Raw genomic sequence first — 16666 nt, forward strand, 5'->3', positions numbered from 1 at the left:
GGCGGCGGCGAACAGGACGCCTGCAAAGCAGCCCAGAAGCAGCGTGGCAAGGATAAGAAGGATGGTCACGGAGTGGGTAAGAATTGTAGTTCCCAGGCTACCCCTTTGCATAAACGCTGTCACGCCCGGGCGCTTCGAGCACCAGCGATTAGGAAGGTTCCCCTGCGGGACGCCGAGCAACCCGCGCAACGCTAGTTACAACCGGAGCAACGCTCGTTGACTCTCCAGCTCCCTCTCTCTATCGTGGTTCGCGCTCGGATACTTCCTCTCCGAGACTCTCCACTTGATAGGAGGCAGGCTCATGGCCCGCTTACCCCGCTACACCACCTTCCAGCCAGGCGAGCTGGAAAGGGATCTCAAAGCCCTCGCCCTCAAAACGGGAGCCGTCGCCGACGTTCCCAACGCCTGGGACGTCAAGCGTCACAACCCGCTTCACCTGCGCTGGCACGAGTGCGCCGTTACGTACTCCGATGGCACCGAAGGCACCTGCCGCTACACCCGGCAAGGTCCGACGTGGCACATCTTCCGCCTGCGCCATGATTGCGGCGAGCTGCCGCTGGCCTACCACGGTGATACGTTCGGTCGAGACGCGGCCAGCATCAAGGCAATGTGCCAAGAGAAAGCCGCTGTCGCCTTCGGGTACGCCATCCATCAGGAGCAGAAAGAGGCCAAGCGTATCCAGCCACCTTGGAATGGCTACGGAAAACGCAAAGCTGATCCCAAGCTCTTCCATCTCTCCCACGAACGAGCCATCGCCCTGGCTGGGAAGTACGCCCTTTGCCTGAAGCTTTGCCCATCCGGGAAGCTCATCGCAGTGAGCGGCACATTTGAGACATTGGATGAAGCCAACACCGCATGGCACGAGCGTGGTGATGCCGATCTCATCGTCGCCCTCGCGGTTCGTTGGGCCAGGCGCTGGACAATCCCTCGCTTCAACCCTCTCTACGCCGAACAGGCTAAACCAGACTGAGCCCCCCTCGCCCCGATTAGAATGACTCATCCCCTGAACTTCTCCTGCCACCTGAGCACTTCTCGGGTGGCATTTTTCTTGGAAGGCTCTGAACAAACATAGACTCTGTTGCCGAATTCTCGAGGAAGCCCAAAACTGTCCGAAAACCCACCCATGTCGCGCCCTGTTGTCGATGGGGCCAGACAGCCTGTTTTGAATGGGGCAGCTTTCGGGGTGAGTGGGTGTCCCAGGCACTGAGGCACTGACAACTAGGCTCCATGTTGCTGCTTAGGTGGTGGCGTGGGGAGGCACCAATGCACCAGGCCGAGGAGCATCTCCTCGGCCTGGGAAATGATGGATCGATCCATCACCATTGGTTTCTCTCTAGCACCGAGAGGGCAGAGAGGTAGAGGATCGCGTGGTTGGCTTACGATTCTTTTTGAGATTCGTCGCCTCGCTCTGCGCGATCCTCTTGCTGTAGTCATATGAACCCACAGCCCCAAGGTTCCCTCGATTTCAGAATCATTTTTCTCAAGGGATCGGAGACAGCGAGGAGCCCCAGTTTGGGGCCGAACAAGGTCTAGACGTTGTTGTCCAATTCAGAGGACGTTTTGACGGTGGTGACGAATCTCAAAAGAATACTCCCATCGAGGATTTGGAGGTTCGACATGTCCCTACAAAACCAGCCCCAACCAGAGATCCCAGAAGCTACCGCTCGGATCGCCAGAGCCGCCTTCAAGAAGGGAAATCTCTACCTCAAGATTAGAGATTCACTTGGCACTCTCTACACCGATGAGCAGTTCAAACAGCTCTTTCCCAGTAGAGGACAGCCTGCTGAATCTCCTTGGAGGCTGGCTCTGGTGACCATTTTTCAGTTCCTGGAGAATCTCACTGACCGACAAGCTGCCGATGCTGTCAGAAGCCGACTCGACTGGAAGTATGCCCTTGCCTTGGAGCTTGACGATGAAGGCTTTGACTTTTCCGTCCTCTGCCAGTTCCGACAACGACTTTTAGAGGGCAAAGTACAAGACCAGCTCCTTGACTCGCTGCTGGAGATCTTCAAGCAACAGGGCTGGCTCAAAGCTGGAGGCAAGCAACGCACCGATTCGACACACGTTCTTGCCGCTGTTCGGGTGCTCAACCGTCTTGAAAAGGTGGGGCAGACCATGCTCGCAGCTTTGGAGAGTCTAGCAATTATTGCCCCCGATTGGCTGGTGAGCATCACTCCCCCTCAATGGTTCGACCGCTATGGTAAGAGGGTGGAGAACTTCCGCCTCCCTCGGGGCGATAAGGATCGAGAATCCTGGGCTGTTCAAGTGGGTTATGATGGCTTCTACCTGCTGGCCTGCATCCAGACAGCAAGCATTGAGGCGGCACTTTCTCAGATTCCAGCCGTGCAAACCCTTCAGAAAGTCTGGCAGGAGCAGTTCGAGCGCAACGATGAGGGGCCACCTCGATGGAAAGATTCCAAGGAGTTACCCACGGCGGCGGAGCAGTTGGCTTCCCCCTACGACTCTGAAGCTCGATTCGCCCAGAAGTATTCTGCAGGTTGGGTGGGCTACAAAGTCCATTTCACCGAGACATGCGATGCAGAGTCTCCCCGTCTGCTCATTGATGTGGAGACCACAGCCGCCACAGTACCCGATGAAAACATGGTTGCTACCCTCCATCCTAAGCTCAAGAAGAAGGGACTTTTGCCCAGCGAGCACTTGGTTGACATGGGCTACACCGACACTGGTATGATGGTGCAAAGCCTCAAAGACTTCGGTGTCACTATCGTAGGGCCACTTGCCAAGAATCCCTCCTGGCAAGCTCGTGAGGGCGGTCTGGACAAAGACCAGTTTCAAGTGGACTGGGAGTCCGAGAAGGTGACCTGTCCGGCGGGGAAGGTGTCAAATCGTTGGTATGACTACCGTGAGGGGCGAATTAAGACCGAAAAGACCCGTCACGGGCATATCCATGTTCAATTTTCCCGTGTGGATTGCACTCCCTGCGAACTACGTTCTCAGTGCACTCGTGCCAAAACTGAGTCTCGTCAGTTGATGCTTCCCTCTCGTGAGGAGTACGAGACATTACGAGCAGCCCGAGTGCGTCAAAAGACCGAAGACTTCCTAAACCAGTATCGTCTTCGTGCGGGTGTGGAGTCTACCCACAGTCAAGCGATCCACCTGTGTGGGTTGCGCCAGTCCCGGTATCTGGGGCAAGCCAAGACACATCTACAACATGTGGCCACAGCTGCGGCGATAAACTTGGTTCGTGCTTGGCGTTGGCTTTGTGGGGAAGAGATAGGCAAAACTCGTGTTTCTCGATTCTCTCGTCTTGCTCCAGGAAGTGCGAATGCCTGCCCTGCTTGAAGGCTCAAAGAATTCGGCAACAGAGTCAACATAAGCGTTTAAGTAGTAGGGATCAGGAAATCATCGTCAGGATCGCTGCGGCAGAAATACTAATTTGGCGGCTTGCGCGGGGTTGTATACTGAATTGATATGCCAAATCAACCTGCACCAGAAATCGAGCTGCTACGTGCAGCATATGCGGCCTTCAACGCCCGCAACATTGATGCCGCTCTCGCCCTGATGACTCCCGACGTGGCATGGCCCAAGGCGTTCAAAGGCGGTTTTGTCCGTGGGCCTGAGGAAGTCCGCGCTTACTGGACAGAGCAGTGGAGCGAGATCAATCCGCACGTCGAGCCGATTGCCTTCTACTCGGAGGACGCTGGAAAGGTCTTGGTCAAGGTGCATCAGGTCGTGCGTGATCTGGCGGGAGCAGTGCTTGCGGACGAACATGTTGGGCATCGTTTCAGTATTGAGAATGATTTGATTCAAGCCATGGAAGTTTGCCCACTTCCCTCGTCTGGCCTCGGTGCCTAACCATGCGCTCCTGAACCACTAAGCGTTTCTTTGATTGTTCGTGACTTGGCTAAAAATAAAAAAACGACCTCACTCCTTACAGGAGAGGATCGCTTTTAGTCACTCTTTCTGGGCGACTATGTATATAGTTTACGGCAAAACCTACCATTTCCGCCAGATAAACTACCACTGCAAATACTATTAGTAACACCGCATAAAACGCCTTATTCAGGTACAATATTTTGTAAATAGAGTTATTTATTATCACTTATTGAATTAAATCTATAAATTAGTGTCTCTAATTTGTCTCAATAAAAACGCCTATTTTTACCCCAATGTAACACTCGTTGGAGATTTCCTCACCCTGCCTTACGCTACTTCCTGCGCGGCGAGGCAACGCCTCTCCAGAAAAACCACAGAGGCCCCACGCCGCGTGCCCCTTCACAATCCACTTCCCTCCCCTTAGTCGGGGAGACTTGAAAGGAAATATTCCCTATGAACCTTGACGAAGTCTGCGAGCGCGTGAGCGCAGACGACTCTGGTAAGCACGACTCGCTCGTGCCCATTCACGAAGTATCCATGCAGAACGGGCGCATTTATTGGCCCGGCGCGGACGACGATGGCTTCGGCTTTGCTCTCACCCCCTGGGCGATGGGCCAAGCCTGCACCAAACTCGGTATGCCCGCCGCCTACTTCGGTAGGTGTCCCAAAGAACTACAAGACGCGCAATTTAATCATTGGCGCGGGCTCCCCGAAGACTTGCGCAAGAAAGCAGGAGGCGATGGAGGCCAGCAGTGGACCGTTCGCGCCAAGGGAGCCACAGTTCGTGGTGTACTCTCCGCTCGCTATGAGAAGCTCGATAACCGCCAGCTCCTAAATGCTCTCCTGCCTGCGCTGGAAGGCATGAACTACCCAGTGAAGCTCTTTGATCTGACAAGCGAGAGCTTCCATCTACGCCTCATTGACCCAAGGATGTCACGGCTTGCCCTACCCGGCGATCCGCTCATCGTTGCGATCCACATTGCAAACAGTGAGGTTGGATTACGGGCGGTGACGGTGGATGCCTGTATCTACCGTGAGGTTTGCACCAACGGTATGGTGCGCAAGATCGCGGGACGGAGCATGCTCAAGCAGCGGCATATCCATGTTGCTACAGCACAGTTCGTGCCCCTACTCCAGGATGCCATCGCGCAAGCTCGGCTTGTGGCGGCGGCGTTCATCGAGCAGATGATCCTCTCCACCAAAACGGTCGTACCTGACCCAGCAAAAGCGATTGAAGTGCTGGCCGATGCCTGGAAACTCTCCAAGCAGACGGCTGAGTACATCAAGTTCGGGCTCTACGGCGAAACTCACCAGGACACGCTGTACGGGCTTGTAAACGCAGTCACCAACGCCGCTCAGCGGTTGTCAGTGGAAGGGCGCTACGAGCTGGAGACGCTGGCAAGTGTCCTTATCGACACTACCAGCGAGAGCCGAGCAGATCAGGCGCTACGTTCACGGATTCTCACTCCGAAAGGAGGGTTACTCGTGTGAAAGGATTGGTATTTGTATGAGCGCTATTTCCCCCACGATAGACAAGCGGCTCGCTGCTGTCTGCCAGCGCCTCCGGGGGCTGGCGTCGGAGATCGAGGAGAAATGGCACTTCGGTGTTGTTCACATGCTTGTTGAGGATCAGGTGATCCAAGCGCATAGAGGGTGGCGGATCGAAGTCCCTGTTCCTGAGCTGGACGACTATATCGGACAGCCTGAGGACGGAGAGCTCGTGCCTCTCCCCCTGAGCATTGAGGAGACCTCCCTGATGCTTCGGCGGGTCGTTGAAGAGTGCCGAGGTGTGCGAGGAATCGCTTCGCCCTGCGCTCCAAATCCCGAGCTGCTCCAAGACATTCTGGATCTTCTCAAACGGCGACCTCATTCGGCGTAGCCGAAGATGGGCTCCGCTAAGCGCCAACCAATACCGGGGTAATACCCGTTTCAATATTCCCCAGATCACCGGGCCATGCTGCCCGGCGACGGGAAGTTCATGGCTCGGCTCTTTTTTACTTACGAAAGGAACCCTACCCATGAATCTGGACGAGGCGAGGACACTTGCCAACGTCAACGACCGAGCGCAGCGACTCTTCGAGGACGGATACCGCATCCGCTCCCTCGATGGGAACCTGCACCTGATCCGCTCCGAGCACGGAGCCACCTACACCCTGGATCGCGCCGAAAAGAGCTGCACCTGTCCCTTCTTTGAGAAGCACGGTGGGCGCTACTCCTGCAAGCACGTTCTGGGCTGGAAGAAGCTCCTCATGGCTCAGAGGATCGAGATCGCCCGCCGCACGGCCCGTTGGGAAGCGGTGGGGCAAGCCGTCACTATCGAGCAGGTTCTGATGGGCGCTTCTCGCGTTCTCCAGCAACGCCTGGAGGTACCGCTATGTCTCTCCTGACCATTTCGCGTTACAAGGGCGGCAGGCATTGGGCGGTGCGAGAAGCCGATACCGGCTCTCTCGTGGTTGTCACAGTCTACCGCAAGGGCGCTGCCGAAGTCGTGCGAAGACTCACCGGGCAAGTCCCTGAAAGAGCGAAAAGGCAGAGGCGCAAGACCTTCGTCTACGAAGCAAAAAGCTCTCTGGAGGCAACGATATGAGTGGCTATCAACGCCCCATCAAGTTCCTCCTGGGCAAAGTCTACGTCACGCCCGCAGCGGTCGAGGCCCTGATCCGAAACGAGGAGGAGCTAATGCACCTACTAAAGCGGCATCGGGAAGGCGACTACGGTGCGGAGATGTGCTACGACGACCGAGTGGTCAACGAGGAATCTATCAAGCGTGGTGGTCGGGTTCTCTCCAGCTACACGCTCAAAGATGGCACCGTCCTCTGGATTAACACCTCAGCAGGCTGGCAAGAGACTTTAGCGATGATTCGCGAGGAGTATTGACCCATGACCACTCTTAAGGATGGCCCAAAAGTCATCGTGCTTCACACGGACGACCAAGTCTTCTGCTTCACCGACAGCAACGGCTGCGAGTGGCACTGGAACGCAGGTGCGGGAATGCGACTGGTAGAAGCCAGCCGCAGACAGCCCATGACGTTTTTCCCGAGCGATCACGGGCTGACAGTTGAGTATCTGCGAAAGCAGTACCCCGATCTGGATCTGGACTATGCCAAAACCACCGACGTGACGAGGCCCATTCTCTTCGTCCCGTTCTGGAATGAAACCAGCGTCCTCATAGACGGCTGGCATAGGGCGGCGCGGGCAGTCATGGAAAGCATTCCCTTCCTACTCTGCCACGAGCTCACCCTACAGGAAGCCGAGCAGGTTCTCGTCATGAAGATTCCCCCAAAGCCGAAACTGGCACCGATGGACACACAGAAAGGACGGCAAAAGCCATGAAATCAGCAGTCTTAGCTCCTCAGGGAGTCACTGATCACGAGACATTAACAGACCGAGAGGCGCTTATCGCCTCCAAGATAGAAGAGTACGGAGCCTTCGGCGACGTGATTCTCCGAGAAGAACTCTTTGGCCACACCTACCTGTGGAACGTCGGGCACGCCGCACACATCGTCACGACCAGCACCAGGCCACAAAGCCCGTTGGTCTTGGCGAACTACGGCATCACCGAGGAGCTTTGCAGGCAGTGGCGACAGGATATGGATGAGGATCGGGCCATGAGCCTTGACCTCACCCTGCCTCACCTCGTCGCTGTCCTAGAAGATCGCACCGTGATTCTGTGCTGCTGGATGCGACTTTTCAAAGCTGTGAGAACGGGAGTCACCGAGCTTCCCGCTTACTGGCTAAACGCTGAGGACGCGGAAGGCTGCCTAGTTTTCCACCTGGCACCGGAAGGAGAAGAATCGTGAAAAAGAGCTTAGATCAGCGCTTCGAGCTGGAGGACAGCAAGCAGCGTAAGGCAGACTGTCGGGTGCGGGTCTTCGTACCTGTCCCTGATGAAGAAATGAAAGAAGCGGTCGTACTGGTGAGCTGGGCACCCCAGGTGCCCGACTTTCCCACTGGCCCTTGGCTGGAGACCATCGTTTCCGGTTTCCGTGGTGGCTTGCAGGACGTGCAAAGCGAGCTGGATTTCCTGCTCATCGAGCACTACACCGCAAGGCACTACCAGATGGGCAATATCCTGATGGACTTCGATGAGGAGCTGGGGCTGGTTCTCTTCAAGGAGACCATCCCCAACTGCAACAGCCCGGCCACAAACCTACGGGTTGGCAAGAGGAAGCCCAAAGCGGCAGACAATGCCCCTGCGGTTCGCTCTCGTCGCTTGCTCCACTGGACTCCCCTTTGCCGTGAAGCGGTCGAGGATGTAGTCGGTGAGTCGCTGGAGACGCCAGCACCTTCGGCATCGCTTACTGCTGATACGGAGGTGATCTACTCGGTTCAGGAAAGGTTGGTGACTGCGGAGCCCATCTGCGTCAGCCATGAGGTAGCAGCTTGAAAGAGTCCGAACCCGCCAAGGTCATCTACGATGGCCCCTGGCACTACCAGGGATACCACGGCGTCAGATCGGTCTGCTACCTACGGCTCTATCAGCCCAAAGAACCCAGACCGGCCATCGCGATCTTCACTGAAATCGAATCCAATCCCGGTACGTCAATCACCAATCGAATCGAAGTGCTGACAACTCTGGCCTGGGAGTTCTTACAAAAGCCTGATGCGGCTCCGGTCGTGATCGAGCACTACCCCAACCGGGGAGTGCACAACACCCACACGGATCGCTGGCAGTTCCCAGAACAGTTCGATCTCCTGGAGTTCGACAGGAAACCAGACGGCAGTTTCTTCAAACCTCGGTGGCGGCGCGTAGGACGCGTCACTGCCGAGGAGTTGATCGGGAAGCCGTTCCCGAAAATGTAACTTCCGTAAATACGCATCTCCGTATCTCCGCATTTGCGGAGATACGGAACGCGACCATCTACTAAATAAAAACTTACAGCCTGCACGAGGACACACACCAACGTGCGGGCTTTTCTTTTACTTTAATTTTCCCCATGCCAACCACACCAACCTACCCCTACCCGCTTCCCACTGCTACGCCAGAACACGTCACTCGCATGCAGACCTTGTATGCCCAGCACTACGGTGCTACCCTCAGCGAGAAAGACGCCAAGGAGCTTCTGGAGACGCTCATGCGCCTCGTCTATCTTACGCAACTACATCAGCTTAACGCCCTACACGATGCGCTACATCCTCTATGCTAGAAAGTCCTCTGAGTCTGAAGATCGCCAGGTTCAGAGCATTGACGATCAACTTCGCATTCTCCGCGATTTAGCCACCTCACGCGGTCTTACCATTGTCGAGGAGGTCAGCGAGTCCCATTCCGCCAAAGACCCTGGTGCGCGTGCAGGATTTGAGAGAATGCTCAAGAAGATCGAGCGCGGCCAAGCCGATGCTATTCTCTGCTGGGCAATCAACCGACTCACCCGCAACCCCGTCGATTCCGGCAAGCTCTCCTGGATGCTACAAAACGGAACCCTGCTCTCCATTCACACACCAGATCGACAGTTTCTGCCCTCGGACAACGTCCTGCTCTTCGCTGTCGAGACCGGCACCGCCAACCAGTTCATTTTGGATCTCAAGAAGAGCGTCAAGCGTGGCACATTGAGTAAAGTCGAGAAGGGATGGGCACCGTTTCGCGCGCCCGAAGGGTACCTCAACGATACCTACGAGCACACCATTCAGCCCGATCCTGAACGCTTCGAGACGCTCCAGAGGGCCTGGAAGCTCCTCATCAGCGGGTCGCATACCATCGCTGAGGTTCATCGAATCCTCAACGAAGAATGGGGGTTCACCACGCGGCGGCGGCACAAAAGTGGAGGTGGGAAACTCTCTCGCACGAGCGCCTATGACCTTTTTACCAATCCCTTCTACGCAGGATTCTTCCTCTTCAAGGAAGAGATTCATCCGGGGAGTCACCAGCCCATGATCACCTATGCGGAGTACGAACAAGCGCAGAAGCATATTCGCGGCACGACGATGAAGCGCCGCACCAGTCGCCATGACTTTCCCTATGCGGGACTACTTCGCTGCGCCCGTTGCGGTGGCGGCGTTACCGCAGAGACAAAGAAAGGACGCCATGGGATCGGCAACTACGTTTACTACCACTGCGCCCGAACCGCTGGTGAGTGCAATAAGCGTGGGATTCGTGAGGAAACACTGGAGCTTGAGATAGATCGCCACCTCGCTGGTCTTAGCATCACCAAGGAGATGGGCGAGCTGGTGCGAGATGCCCTGCGCGACTGGGCGAAGGCAGAGTTTGCTGGGCTCGATGGAGTTTACGAAGAACAAACGAAGACGCTCGTAGAAAGTGAGCGTCGTCTTTCAGGGCTGCTGGACCTTCGTCTTGCGGGAGTGATCGATACCACCACCTATCAGACCAAAGAGGCCGAGCTCAAGGGCGTCGTAAGCCGCCTGCGCGGAGAGGTAAGCAAGGTTCAGGGTCAGGTGGATAGGACGAGAGAGACGGTCGAAAATGCTGTTACCTTCTGCGAGACGGCCCACCTGCGCTTCCAGCTCGGCGGCTTGTTCGAGCGCAGGGAAGTTGCTCGCCTGCTTGGTATTCGCTACAGCCTACTAGATGGCAAAGTAGAGGTCGAACCTAACCCAATTTTCCTTCATCTACACCGAGCATTTACTCCTATTTCAGAGAACATCGAACCCCTAAAAGTAGGCTCTGAAAGCTTAAAAAGAACCGACCCCGAGGGGGCGGTTCTTCATGGCTGGGAAAACCGTACAAAGATCGAACATATGTTCGGTCTGTTCCTGTGGATCACTACCGAACAGATAATATTTCCCGCCCCCTCCTGGACTCACGCGGAGCATACTATGGGAGCGTAGTTCAGTCAACGAACGTTACTTAAGCAAAATGAAAACGCCTCCGTGTAGGCACGAAGGACGCTTTCTTTTAGACTTCTCATTCCAAGTGCTTGTAATTAGGCATGAGAATGAGCCTATTTCGCTCAATCAACATCTCCAGCCACTTGTCTCCATCACTAGATGGAGATTTAGCCAATCTCGTAACACGTTTTGGCGCAGTTAAGTCAAGAACTTTTACGCTGCTAATCTCCATAATCAACCGCTCTTCTTCAACGACAAGAGCTATTCCAAAAGGATGTGGTTCGCCACTTTGCTCGTGAACAAGCTTATGGACGATTCGCCTATTTGCCTGCACTACAGCAGGACGATAACCTTTAAGGTTCACGCGTGCATACGGTAGTTGAGTGAGCATCGCTACAGCCCTTGCACATAGAACTAGTGTCTTAGTTGAAATTTCCAACAGAAACCTCCTTGCCCCAAGGGGCGTGAGTGGGAGTTGACTTCTCGTGTCCCACCCAGGAAAAATGAAGAGCGTTCACCTTACCTGGGTGGGGCAATAGGAGTACATAACCAAGTTAGTGACTTAGTTTCACCAGTCTTGTAGCACAGAAAGGTCAACTTGAACAGCTACACCTCTCCTTTGGGGAGGCGAACGAACTTACTTATGTGTAATCGACTTAGCAATCCCCTCTTCTCGCATTACCTGAGCCATACTCGTAAGATAGGTAAGGCGCATGAGAGATTCGAGCAATTCTTTAGACTCAGCATAGGTGAGTTCTTTACCATATTCTTCTTTAACGAGGTGCTGCATTTTTAGTACAGACTCTCCATTGGCAGTTGGAAGTGGATACGGGTAGGAAGGAACATTGGGCATACCAAACGTGATTAGTGCTAAATGCAGCTATCCTAGCCGAGACCAAGAAAAGTGCATGGATTGCAATTCCGCCTTAATCACAACCAATCATATCGCGAAAGATGCAGCTGATATGATTATGACATCATGAGAAACCCCCGCCGCAGTGTGTCGCGGCGGGGGTTTCTTCTTTTATTCAAGCCGGCGAGGCCATATACACCTAGACAAATAGACCAAAATAGTGTATTAGTCCGGCGTCATCAAGAAAGAGATTTCTAGAGACGACCTTCACAAATCGAAATTCTTTTTCTTTCATTTGGCTGTCCCGTAGAGGTTACTAGAAAGTAGCTTGTACGGGACAACCAAAAAAATCTAGCCCGTCCCACCTGCGGTAAAGTCCGGTGAGCCGGATGGAGAATATATAGAAAATGATACGAGTAAGCTTTTTACTAATCCGAGGCCTTCTAGCCGCCGAACTTTCTGCGGCACTCCTAGGAATAACGACTGGGAAGGTTAAGAAACTCACTAGCTCTGTGACAGTCTCTATTCCCAACCTAGTCTTTGGAACGGATATGATGCTCTGTGCAGAACTATACCTGGAAGGTACCAACTTCTGGCAGGTATTCAGTGACCAAGGCGGAGAAGTGGACCGCATTCTCCTCACATGGAAGAAGGATGCCACTGAAACCAGCGAGATTCAAACTGTTAAAGTCGTTAAAGTAGAGAGTGACAAGATTCATATTGAGCACCCGCTCGCAGGGAGATCTTCCCTTACCGGTATCCGCCACCGCGGAGAGACGGACGACGACTAGGCAACAGCCTCCAGCACCATAATCGGTGCGTAAGCAAAAATGAAAGTCGCCCCAAGCAATATGCTTGGGGCGTTTTTCGTGTCCCCATAAGTGCGCGTGAACCAGAATTAGGTGCGCGCTTTTTTTGGAGATCACGGATAGGTTCTAGATACTGGAGGTGTTCAGTAAACCGGCCTCTTTTTGAGAGTCATTGTATAATTCTAAGACTCGTAAATAGCTATTGCCTATGCCTATCAACAAAGAAACTATCTCAGCCCACCAAGTATTCATAATACCTAGAAGCCTATGAAACTGTCCGAAGTACAGACCATGGAAGACTACAACCAGATGTATGCTGAACGTGGAGTGAAGATTAGTGCGAAGATGGCTGAGCTGAAAGAAAGAGGAGAAGTAACTGGAACAATCCCCACCGGATACCAGAAAGTCTTTAAGAATGGAAGAAAGGCAGTTGAGGCTGATCCTGAGAAAGCACCGCTAGTGTTTGAGTTATTCTCTCTAGCAGCCAGTGGGAAGTATTCGATTGTGAAGATTGCAGATGCTTTATACGAAAAAGGGCTTACCTCACGGACAGGCAAGTCACTTTCGAGCGCAACGATACATGGAATGATCCACAACCCGGTGTATATGACAGGACTTGCTGGAGCAGAAGGACTGGTAAGCGCAGAGCTATTTTACAAGGCGCAGGGAGCTATTGGGGCGAGGCGGAGGTAATATCAATCTCCATAAATTCCAAGGCTCTACTTAACCCTTGCTCATCGGTTTGCATTATCTTTTTCTCTATCATCTCAGCAACTTTTATTACATCTCTCAGCAACCCTCCTACACTTAGCGAACCACCTGCAATATAGGCAGGCTGAGTAGAAAGTAGAATAGCTTTTATTACTGACTCGTAGCCATGCTTTTCAATAAATATTCGGGCACTTTCTTTTGATTCTGCTCCTATCGGCAATTGTGGTCCATATAAGTGTGACAGTTTATTTCTTCCCAATCCTACTAATTCTTCATAGTCTGACTTAGTAAATGAAACTGCACCTCCTTGAATTGCATCAAGAAAAAAATCCTCTTTAACCAACTGGTAGTCTTTAAACTTTCCAGCCTGAATAACAACAAACGGCAACAAACTTGCATATTCAGACTGCCTCATGCTTTCCCGTAGCTTAATTAAATCTTTTTTTGATTCTTTAGAAACTAGATCCGAGCAACTGAGCTGTCCATGCAAGTTAATCATCATTTCCAGCACTGAAAGTAAGGCCAGGGCACAAGTAAAGTTACCTCCCCCCGCACTAATATCCAGCACTTCTTCAAAATCGATCCTTCCTTTAGCCCAGTAGTATGTGAGTACGTCCATACGCACAAAACGGATACGCTCAATTAGCGTATCCGTTAATGTCTCCCGCATTAGTTCAAGAGAATTATTCACTCCGCATGACCTAACCGAACGTTATCAGGTTAGATCATTCGGACTGGCTGGACAAACCGAACAAAGATCGAAAATCTGTACGCTTTTTTCCGTGCTGTTAAATGCGAGAGCTATGACTGCCCGCGTCCTTCTTGGGTTATGAAAGTAGCGTAAACCAGCAGCAAGCTTTGTGCAACGAGCGTTGCACAAAGCTCAACAAGGAGAGAATGGGAGCCTCTACGAGAGGCCGAGTGTGTACCAAGTTGCCGGGCCTTTGCCGTGACGGTTCAAGAGTCCACGCTCCACCAGCTCATTTAGGCGGTTGCGAACCGTTCCTGGCTTCTCCCCCGTCAGAACTAGAATATCGGAACTCTTCACCCGCCCACGCTCACGGGCAAGTTCCAAGATGCGAAGAGAGAGCTCAGGCAGGTCACCTTCTAAAAGCTGCTCGCGCTCGATCTTTCGCTCTAGCCTCGATTTTTGCGTGTGCAGTGTCCGAACGAAGAACGTCACCCAAGGCTCCCAGTCAGGAGTATCACTCTTGAGTGTTCCTTGGGTTCGCCGAAGCGCCAGGTAGTAGCTCTCCTTGTTCTCCTCAACGATACTCTCCAGAGAGGCATAGGGTACATAGCTGTACCCTGAGCGCAAGAGAAGTAAAGTGGTTAGAGCACGGGAAAGCCGTCCGTTACCGTCTTGGAAGGGGTGGATCGCCAGGAACCGTACCACGAACGAGGCGATCACCAAGAGCGGATGAACTAGTCCCGCCTCCAATGACTCTCGGGTCTCAGAGATCAACTCAGCCATCTGAAAAGGGGTATCAAACGGGCTAGCCGTCTCAAAAACAATCCCGAGACTCTCCCCTTCTGGGCCGAACGCCTCGACGTTGTTTGAGAGAGTTTTGTAGTATCCCCGGTGCCGCTCGTCCTTGCTGGAATGCCTCAGTAGTATCCCATGGAGCTGCTTGATCTGATTTTCCGTAAAGGGTAGATGCTCCCAGTTTGAGAAGATCGTCTCCATCAGGGCCGCGTAACCCGCCACCTCCTCCTCGTCGCGGGAGGCGAAGGAGCGAGTTTCAAGTCCTGACAGGAGCAGCTCGACCTGGGCATTGGTGAGCTTCACCCCTTCGATGCGGGTAGAGGAGCCGACGCTTTCAATGGTGGCAACGCGCCGCAGAGCCGTCAGGCGCTCTGGAGCAATGTTTCGTAGCGCACGCCAAGCCCCCTTGAACTCATCAATTTGCGCCACAAGGCGCAGAACTTCTTGGCTAGGGCGATAGGTATCGAAACTCACGATGGGAGAACTCTCTTGGGAAACGGAAGGGCTCGCCTGGGACATAAATCGATTTTATAATGGATCACGCTTTATTTTGATAGATTTTGATAGATTTGTCAACAGGTCAAAAAACGACTCCCATACGTCATGAAGCGACGATGTGCATGCCATTCAGAGTCCAGGTGATTCACTCTTGGCTATTCAGGGATCAGTGCCTCTCAAGGTTCGGTAGGGCGGGCAGGTTCCAGAAGAGCCAGCAAATCTCCGCGCTGGATCAGGACTTTACGCTTCCCTGCGATGCGGTACGCCTTGAGCTGGCCGCCTCGGATATAGGACCGGATTGAAGACTGCGAGAGCTGCAAGTAGCTCGCTGCCTGCTCAACTGTCAAATAGTCTCTCTCCGTCTTATCGTCCTCCACACCATCCCCCCATTCTCTCACCGTCCCCCATTCTGTATCGGACACAGTATACGGGATGACCGATCAGATCAGGCGTTAAGAGTGTAGACTCACCTGCTTGATCTCGATGAGCCAGCGACTCGGACATAGACCACGGCTGGCATTACCAGCAGAACCAAGAGCGGGCCAATATTGATCCAGCGGTAGCTTCCCCAAACCAGTGGAATCAGCACATTCGTGATAAACGAGATCCCGACGGAAACCGGGATGCCGACCCCAAGCAGGAGGAGCTGACTCCGTACGGACACACTAACCTTTCCTTCTTTACGCTCCCAAAAGGCCAGCATGACTGCCGCGACGAGCAGCACGATAACGTAGAGCAGATACACCGGAGCGAGCCATCCATACTGCGACAAGTGAAACCCTGCCACGTCCCCGACGCGCTCCGCCTTATCCACCCAGGGAGTAGCGGCACTGGCAAGCGCAAAGAGCAGCGCTCCCCAGCCAAGAAGGGAATCAACAACGTGTTTAGGGTGCTGTGCCAGGGCGCGAGTGAAGCGATACGTCGCGTAGGCGGCAAGGACTGTTGCCGCCAGGTTGAAGCGCCCAGCCTGTAATACCACCTCGGGAGTGGGTGCATACTGGTACATGTAGAGCGTCGTGATCCAAGCCAGAAGCGAGACACTGACCGCCATAAACCAGGAAACCAGCAGCGACCTACGCTCTCGTATCCAAAGAAAGGATGCAGCACTGGCGAGCAGGAGTCCAGCAAGAACGTAGAGAAGAGAGGCGAGCAAGGAGCTCATGGCGATCAGCTAACGAATTACTACCATCCTCGCCAACGATCACCACCGCGTCAAGAGACGCCGACCATCCCCGCTACTGCTCAAGTTGCTTCGACGAGGTGTAGGAAGTCGTTCATCGTGCTTTCACGATTCTACGGTGCTTTCACTTTAGATTCACGGTAGAATACGATTATCATGCCCAGCTCCAGAACCATTGTCTCCTACAGACCAACACCCGATGAAGAAGGGCTCCTGGATGCCCTCTCCCATAAGCTCGGACTCTCCAAGAGTAGAACACTGGCCTTCGCCCTCAAGCGCATCGCCGAACAGGAGAACGTCGCGGCGGTATCGCCCACCACCCAAGAAATGCAGGCCATCCAAGATCTCTACGCCGAGCTTGGCCCCGACTACTGGAAGCGACGCAATGCCCTGGAGGTGCGCCAGAGAACCACTCCGCTTAATCCAGAGGAGCGTGAGGAGCTGATCCAGCTCATTGATCAAGGTGAGGACTGGAACGTTCGACGACTCAGCTTCCTCTTCAGCCTAGC

At 53.7% G+C, this 16666-nt stretch carries 21 protein-coding genes; 16 read left to right on the forward strand and 5 right to left on the reverse strand.

What is annotated here, in order from left to right:
- The first annotated feature begins 301 nt into the window (after positions 1-301).
- From RMO15_RS02685 to RMO15_RS02745, 13 genes are all read left to right on the forward strand, one after another.
- The gene (locus RMO15_RS02685; protein ID WP_309707555.1) at positions 302-970 is read left to right on the forward strand and encodes a hypothetical protein; all 669 of its coding nucleotides are present in this window, start codon (positions 302-304) and stop codon (positions 968-970) included.
- A 647-nt stretch (positions 971-1617) separates the two neighbouring features.
- Complete coding sequence (locus RMO15_RS02690; protein WP_309707557.1) at positions 1618-3303, forward strand: IS1182 family transposase; 1686 nt, start codon at positions 1618-1620, stop codon at positions 3301-3303.
- A 129-nt stretch (positions 3304-3432) separates the two neighbouring features.
- Positions 3433-3816: a nuclear transport factor 2 family protein gene (locus tag RMO15_RS02695; protein WP_309707559.1), complete on the forward strand. Its 384-nt coding sequence runs from the start codon at positions 3433-3435 to the stop codon at positions 3814-3816.
- Between the two features lie 474 nt (positions 3817-4290).
- On the forward strand, positions 4291-5328 hold the full coding sequence (locus RMO15_RS02700) for a DUF932 domain-containing protein (protein ID WP_309707561.1): 1038 nt from the start codon (positions 4291-4293) through the stop codon (positions 5326-5328).
- A gap of 16 nt (positions 5329-5344) precedes the next feature.
- Positions 5345-5716 carry a hypothetical protein gene (locus RMO15_RS02705; protein ID WP_309707563.1) on the forward strand — a complete coding sequence of 124 codons (372 nt, stop codon included), beginning with the start codon at positions 5345-5347 and terminating at the stop codon, positions 5714-5716.
- A 139-nt stretch (positions 5717-5855) separates the two neighbouring features.
- Positions 5856-6224: an SWIM zinc finger family protein gene (locus RMO15_RS02710; RefSeq protein ID WP_309707565.1), complete on the forward strand. Its 369-nt coding sequence runs from the start codon at positions 5856-5858 to the stop codon at positions 6222-6224.
- A 196-nt stretch (positions 6225-6420) separates the two neighbouring features.
- Positions 6421-6714: a hypothetical protein gene (locus RMO15_RS02715; protein WP_309707567.1), complete on the forward strand. Its 294-nt coding sequence runs from the start codon at positions 6421-6423 to the stop codon at positions 6712-6714.
- Between the two features lie 3 nt (positions 6715-6717).
- Positions 6718-7170: a hypothetical protein gene (locus tag RMO15_RS02720; protein WP_309707568.1), complete on the forward strand. Its 453-nt coding sequence runs from the start codon at positions 6718-6720 to the stop codon at positions 7168-7170.
- On the forward strand, positions 7167-7637 hold the full coding sequence (locus RMO15_RS02725) for a hypothetical protein (RefSeq protein ID WP_309707569.1): 471 nt from the start codon (positions 7167-7169) through the stop codon (positions 7635-7637). The genes RMO15_RS02720 and RMO15_RS02725 overlap by 4 nt, the downstream gene beginning before the upstream one ends.
- Positions 7634-8224 (forward strand): hypothetical protein, encoded by a 591-nt coding sequence (locus tag RMO15_RS02730; protein WP_309707571.1) that lies wholly within the window; start codon positions 7634-7636, stop codon positions 8222-8224. The genes RMO15_RS02725 and RMO15_RS02730 overlap by 4 nt, the downstream gene beginning before the upstream one ends.
- A complete protein-coding gene (locus tag RMO15_RS02735) occupies positions 8221-8640 on the forward strand; it encodes a hypothetical protein (protein WP_309707573.1) in 420 nt (139 codons plus the stop codon). Before RMO15_RS02730 ends, RMO15_RS02735 begins: the two co-directional genes overlap by 4 nt.
- A gap of 134 nt (positions 8641-8774) precedes the next feature.
- Positions 8775-8984 carry a hypothetical protein gene (locus RMO15_RS02740; RefSeq protein ID WP_309707575.1) on the forward strand — a complete coding sequence of 70 codons (210 nt, stop codon included), beginning with the start codon at positions 8775-8777 and terminating at the stop codon, positions 8982-8984.
- A complete protein-coding gene (locus RMO15_RS02745; RefSeq protein ID WP_309707577.1) occupies positions 8962-10620 on the forward strand; it encodes a recombinase family protein in 1659 nt (552 codons plus the stop codon). The genes RMO15_RS02740 and RMO15_RS02745 overlap by 23 nt, the downstream gene beginning before the upstream one ends.
- A gap of 76 nt (positions 10621-10696) precedes the next feature.
- On the opposite strand, the gene RMO15_RS02750 is transcribed toward RMO15_RS02745, so the two are convergent.
- Positions 10697-10984 (reverse strand): hypothetical protein, encoded by a 288-nt coding sequence (locus tag RMO15_RS02750; RefSeq protein WP_309707579.1) that lies wholly within the window; start codon positions 10982-10984, stop codon positions 10697-10699.
- 896 nt (positions 10985-11880) lie between these two features.
- On the opposite strand from RMO15_RS02750, the gene RMO15_RS02755 reads away from it, so the two are divergent.
- The gene (locus tag RMO15_RS02755; RefSeq protein ID WP_309707581.1) at positions 11881-12264 is read left to right on the forward strand and encodes a hypothetical protein; all 384 of its coding nucleotides are present in this window, start codon (positions 11881-11883) and stop codon (positions 12262-12264) included.
- A gap of 285 nt (positions 12265-12549) precedes the next feature.
- Positions 12550-12975 carry a recombinase family protein gene (locus RMO15_RS02760; RefSeq protein WP_309707583.1) on the forward strand — a complete coding sequence of 142 codons (426 nt, stop codon included), beginning with the start codon at positions 12550-12552 and terminating at the stop codon, positions 12973-12975.
- On the opposite strand, the gene RMO15_RS02765 is transcribed toward RMO15_RS02760, so the two are convergent.
- From RMO15_RS02765 to RMO15_RS02780, 4 genes are all read right to left on the reverse strand, one after another.
- Positions 12953-13684 (reverse strand): hypothetical protein, encoded by a 732-nt coding sequence (locus RMO15_RS02765; RefSeq protein ID WP_309707586.1) that lies wholly within the window; start codon positions 13682-13684, stop codon positions 12953-12955. The genes RMO15_RS02760 and RMO15_RS02765 overlap by 23 nt on opposite strands.
- Before the next feature lie 216 nt (positions 13685-13900).
- The gene (locus RMO15_RS02770; RefSeq protein ID WP_369016066.1) at positions 13901-14956 is read right to left on the reverse strand and encodes a Fic family protein; all 1056 of its coding nucleotides are present in this window, start codon (positions 14954-14956) and stop codon (positions 13901-13903) included.
- Positions 14957-15153: 197 nt separating this feature from the next.
- Positions 15154-15399 carry a helix-turn-helix domain-containing protein gene (locus RMO15_RS02775; RefSeq protein WP_309707589.1) on the reverse strand — a complete coding sequence of 82 codons (246 nt, stop codon included), beginning with the start codon at positions 15397-15399 and terminating at the stop codon, positions 15154-15156.
- 44 nt (positions 15400-15443) lie between these two features.
- Positions 15444-16139, reverse strand: a complete 696-nt coding sequence (locus tag RMO15_RS02780) for a hypothetical protein (protein WP_309707591.1) — start codon at positions 16137-16139, stop codon at positions 15444-15446.
- A gap of 174 nt (positions 16140-16313) precedes the next feature.
- Here RMO15_RS02780 and RMO15_RS02785 point away from each other — a divergent pair.
- Positions 16314-16666, forward strand: a 353-nt coding sequence (locus RMO15_RS02785) for a hypothetical protein (protein ID WP_309707593.1), incomplete at its 3' end; no start/stop codon positions are given.

The sequence above is a fragment of the Armatimonas sp. genome (assembly GCF_031410135.1).
Lineage (GTDB): Bacteria > Armatimonadota > Armatimonadia > Armatimonadales > Armatimonadaceae > Armatimonas.

What these genes read in the sequence shown, in the direction of transcription:
- RMO15_RS02745 (WP_309707577.1), top strand. Translation starts at nt 8,962, where the DNA reads ATGCGCTACATCCTCTATGCTAGAAAGTCCTCTGAGTCTGAAGATCGC.
- RMO15_RS02740 (WP_309707575.1), top strand. Translation starts at nt 8,775, where the DNA reads ATGCCAACCACACCAACCTACCCCTACCCGCTTCCCACTGCTACGCCA.
- RMO15_RS02760 (WP_309707583.1), top strand. Translation starts at nt 12,550, where the DNA reads ATGAAACTGTCCGAAGTACAGACCATGGAAGACTACAACCAGATGTAT.
- RMO15_RS02705 (WP_309707563.1), top strand. Translation starts at nt 5,345, where the DNA reads ATGAGCGCTATTTCCCCCACGATAGACAAGCGGCTCGCTGCTGTCTGC.
- RMO15_RS02755 (WP_309707581.1), top strand. Translation starts at nt 11,881, where the DNA reads ATGATACGAGTAAGCTTTTTACTAATCCGAGGCCTTCTAGCCGCCGAA.
- RMO15_RS02685 (WP_309707555.1), top strand. Translation starts at nt 302, where the DNA reads ATGGCCCGCTTACCCCGCTACACCACCTTCCAGCCAGGCGAGCTGGAA.
- RMO15_RS02690 (WP_309707557.1), top strand. Translation starts at nt 1,618, where the DNA reads ATGTCCCTACAAAACCAGCCCCAACCAGAGATCCCAGAAGCTACCGCT.
- RMO15_RS02700 (WP_309707561.1), top strand. Translation starts at nt 4,291, where the DNA reads ATGAACCTTGACGAAGTCTGCGAGCGCGTGAGCGCAGACGACTCTGGT.
- RMO15_RS02725 (WP_309707569.1), top strand. Translation starts at nt 7,167, where the DNA reads ATGAAATCAGCAGTCTTAGCTCCTCAGGGAGTCACTGATCACGAGACA.
- RMO15_RS02695 (WP_309707559.1), top strand. Translation starts at nt 3,433, where the DNA reads ATGCCAAATCAACCTGCACCAGAAATCGAGCTGCTACGTGCAGCATAT.
- RMO15_RS02780 (WP_309707591.1), bottom strand. Translation starts at nt 16,139, where the DNA reads ATGAGCTCCTTGCTCGCCTCTCTTCTCTACGTTCTTGCTGGACTCCTG.
- RMO15_RS02720 (WP_309707568.1), top strand. Translation starts at nt 6,718, where the DNA reads ATGACCACTCTTAAGGATGGCCCAAAAGTCATCGTGCTTCACACGGAC.
- RMO15_RS02715 (WP_309707567.1), top strand. Translation starts at nt 6,421, where the DNA reads ATGAGTGGCTATCAACGCCCCATCAAGTTCCTCCTGGGCAAAGTCTAC.
- RMO15_RS02710 (WP_309707565.1), top strand. Translation starts at nt 5,856, where the DNA reads ATGAATCTGGACGAGGCGAGGACACTTGCCAACGTCAACGACCGAGCG.